This window comes from Candidatus Protochlamydia sp. R18, from assembly GCF_000648255.1.
Taxonomy (GTDB): domain Bacteria; phylum Chlamydiota; class Chlamydiia; order Chlamydiales; family Parachlamydiaceae; genus Protochlamydia; species Protochlamydia amoebophila.
On the sequence record NZ_BASL01000758.1, the window covers coordinates 1 to 3366 of the forward strand.

2 protein-coding genes are annotated in these 3366 nt (G+C 37.6%); one reads left to right on the forward strand and one right to left on the reverse strand.

The features are described from left to right. Window positions 1-1191, forward strand: a 1191-nt coding sequence (locus TY19_RS09955; protein WP_042282184.1) for a hypothetical protein, incomplete at its 5' end; no start/stop codon positions are given. 15 nt (window positions 1192-1206) lie between these two features. On the opposite strand, the gene TY19_RS09960 is transcribed toward TY19_RS09955, so the two are convergent. Continuing rightward, a partial coding sequence (locus tag TY19_RS09960) for a hypothetical protein (protein WP_042282186.1) occupies window positions 1207-3366 on the reverse strand: 2160 nt, incomplete at its 5' end.

The window sequence follows — 3366 nt, forward strand, 5'->3', positions numbered from 1 at the left end:
TGGAAGAAAATTTATAAAAAAAAGCACCAAATTCTAAAAGAAGTCAAACGTAACAAACCCACATTATGTGAAGATCGATGTAAGCATGACACCTACCAATTACCAGGTTTTGCAGCAAGTGGAACGGTTAAATTAAAGGTAGAAAAAAAAGTAGCTTTCATCCAAGTCACTTCTGGGACTGCTCAAGTCTATTCTCTTGAGGAAAAGGGCTGTCAATTAGTTTTTGATAACCTAAAAGACGAAAATTCTCGTTTGATTCACTATCTAGAGGGGCATATGATCCAAGTGACCCAAGAAGGGTCCCTCTATCGCTGGCCACTCAAAGAACCTTTTCCTTCGCAACCCTTAAGCAGGGTGGGAAATTTTGAAGAAGCCTATGTTGACCAAGAGTTGCTTATTTTAGTGTTGCCTCAGCGCAAGCAATTTGCCATTTTTAATATAGAAAATGGCTTAAAATGTTACGAATCTCCCCTTTTCCACTCTCCCATCCGCTCGCTCGATTGCCGCGATAACCAAATTTTGATTCAATGTGAAGATGGCACGCTTTATTTTATCAAAGCTATTCGAAAAGAGAATGCCTCCCAAAATCTGGAACCGATTCTTTTGAACGGGCTCTTTTTAGATCCTCTGTGCAAAGAGCTCGTGCAATTTGATGAAAAGCATGTCATTATTTTGGGGAAGGATGCGGGGAAACGCCTCTGTACAGTTTGGGATGCTGCTAGCGGAAAAAAAATCTTTGATAATTGTCTCGAAGCTTCAAAATTTGGTAGTTGTTTTATGGGAAAATTTATTACGGCTTCAGCCTATAATGGCGAAAAACTCGCTGTGGGATATGACTCAGGAGAGGTCGCTTTTTATGAACCCTCTAGTGGAAGAACAATTACAGAGCATCCTTTTGGCCCTTATTCTGTCCAATTTCTTAGTTTCGACTGCGATCAGGAACATTGCTGGGTGGCCACTAATCCCTACTATTTAATTAATTGTCTAAACATCACAGACAAGACTAAAAAAGTGGGAGCTTTTTGCTCTATTAAACAAAAAACGAAATTGGAAAATAGAGAAGCAGAAGCATTAGAGTGTGATTTAATAGGTATTTATGCCGATGAGCGCCGTTTGGCTTGCTGCGATAAAGAAGGGGGGTTAGATGTCTGGGACTTTGCGAAGGCTTCTCTCCCCCATTCATATTTTTAAGCTTTGAAATTTAGCTTATTCGGTTGACCGTCTAATCAAGGCTTGTTTTAAAGCTTCCTCTTCATAAGTAAAAGGATCAGCTTGCTCCAAATCCTGGGCAAGCTGCAAAGTCGCCCTGGATTGTAGGTTTAATAACTCTTCGACAAAAGAAAGCATGGTGCTAGACACAGGATAATGAATTAATCTAAACTGAGAGTTTATTGACCATTTAATTATTACTTTTGAAATGTTTAGATATTGTGTTCTGAAATAAGCATCTTCAGGCTCTTTTGCTTTTCCTAGTACTTGCATTAAATCTCGATTTTGCTGCATTATTTTCTTTATTTCCTCTAGATCTTTTTGTAAGCCGGTTTTTTCCAGAAATTTATCCATAACACTTGTATAAGCTTCATAACGTTCAGCCTTGCCATATGATAACTTTTCAACTAAATCTAGCTTTTCTTTAGGTTCAAGATTTAGGAAAGATGAATTTTCTGGTACATTCTCTTCTAGTGATAACAGCATTATCTTTTCTTCTGGAGTCAACTCCTTTTCTTTCAATTCTTGCTCAAACTCTTCTTTTTCCCTCTCTTTCTCCTTTATAGTGATCGTTAGTTCCTCGATTTGTTTTTGATGTTGAAAAAAAGGGGCTTGCCGATACTGTTGATAGCGATTTTCAAATGTTTCATCCATCCATCCTGTTAACTCTGTTCTAAAGTCATGGAGCGTTTTTTGCATTGTTTTCATTCTTGCTTGTTCTATTTTAAAATCCACAACCGCTATATGGAAAGAAGAATGATTAAGATTTGCTAATGCATCGAGAAGGCGCATGAGTTCATTAACGGTGCTTTGCACCTCTTTTAAATTTTCTAACTTTTTGTACAAGGAAGTGTGACTCGCACTAGTTTGTGCAATCTCTAACCCGGTAAAAAGTTTGCCCAGCTTCTCCAATTCTCTTTCTAAAGCGGAAACTAAAACAATTTTTTCTTGGATAACCGTTAGGCCTTCATTCAGGTTTGCAATCATGAGCTCGCCTACTTGTTGAGTGCCTTCCAAAGGGCTAATCTCTTTTTTGGCAATCGCATTAAGGATTTGCATAGCACCGGAGCGCACTTTTTTTTCAATTAAATCGTCCACTTTATTTAAGGCAGAAGGAGCTATTAAAGTATGATGGTTTAAAAAATAAAAGTTCGTGTTTGCCCATAAAGAGGGATTCACCCACTTTTCAAACACTTCATCCACATTTACATCCACTCTCTCTAATCGTTTATTTTTTAGTAATGCATTAATAACAGTTCTAGGAACCCCTTTTGTTTGCAGTTTGCCTATCGTTTCTTCCGATAGTCTTTCTCTATCCTTTATATATTGGAATAAACCATCTTTTAATTCTGTTGCTAGGGCTTGATTCTCTATAGAAAGAGGAAATGTCTCTTTCCATAAGTTTTCAATTCCATTAGACGCACGAATTTTATTGTCCAAAATGGCTTTAATGGTCTTTTGAAGTCCTTCTTTAGAGACATTTAGCTCAAGGAGCCTTTCTTTTAACGGAAGAGGAATTTCTCTTTGGTTTTCACGCAATGCGCGTACTGCTTCCAGTAAAGACTCTTTTAATTCTTGATGTTCTGTAGAAGAAGGAAATGTCTCTTTCCATAAGTTTTCAATTCCATCAGATGCGCGAATTTTATTGTCTAAAATTGCTTTAATGGTTTTTTGAAGCCCTTCTTTAGAGACATTTAGCTCAAGGAGCCTTTCTTTAAAAGGAAGAGGAATTTCTCTTTGGTTTTCACGCAATGCGCGTACTGCTTTCACTAAAGACTCTTTAAGCGTATAAAGATAGGTATCATTCACTTCGGCAAATAAAGAGTGATGACAAGCTTCTGTGCCTGTTTGTTCTGAGCCAATATAAAATTGTTTTTTGGCTGGTAGCCAATCAATTTGACATTCCAACCCAGAGTAAGCTATGCCCATGTGAAGAAAAAGAAGCAGCCGCGCTTGCGCATGCATGTCAATTAATTTTGCAGGGGGATTTCCATTTTTATCTCCCCGATTGTTATAGGCATCCATTTCAGCAATGAATTGACCAAGCTTCAAAGAAAGGGGTTTATCAATTTGGAAAAAGGGTTCTACAGCTTTTGCAATAAATTCTTTTGCATTGATATAAATTTCTCTATTGCTCTCTAAACCAAAGGAAGAACG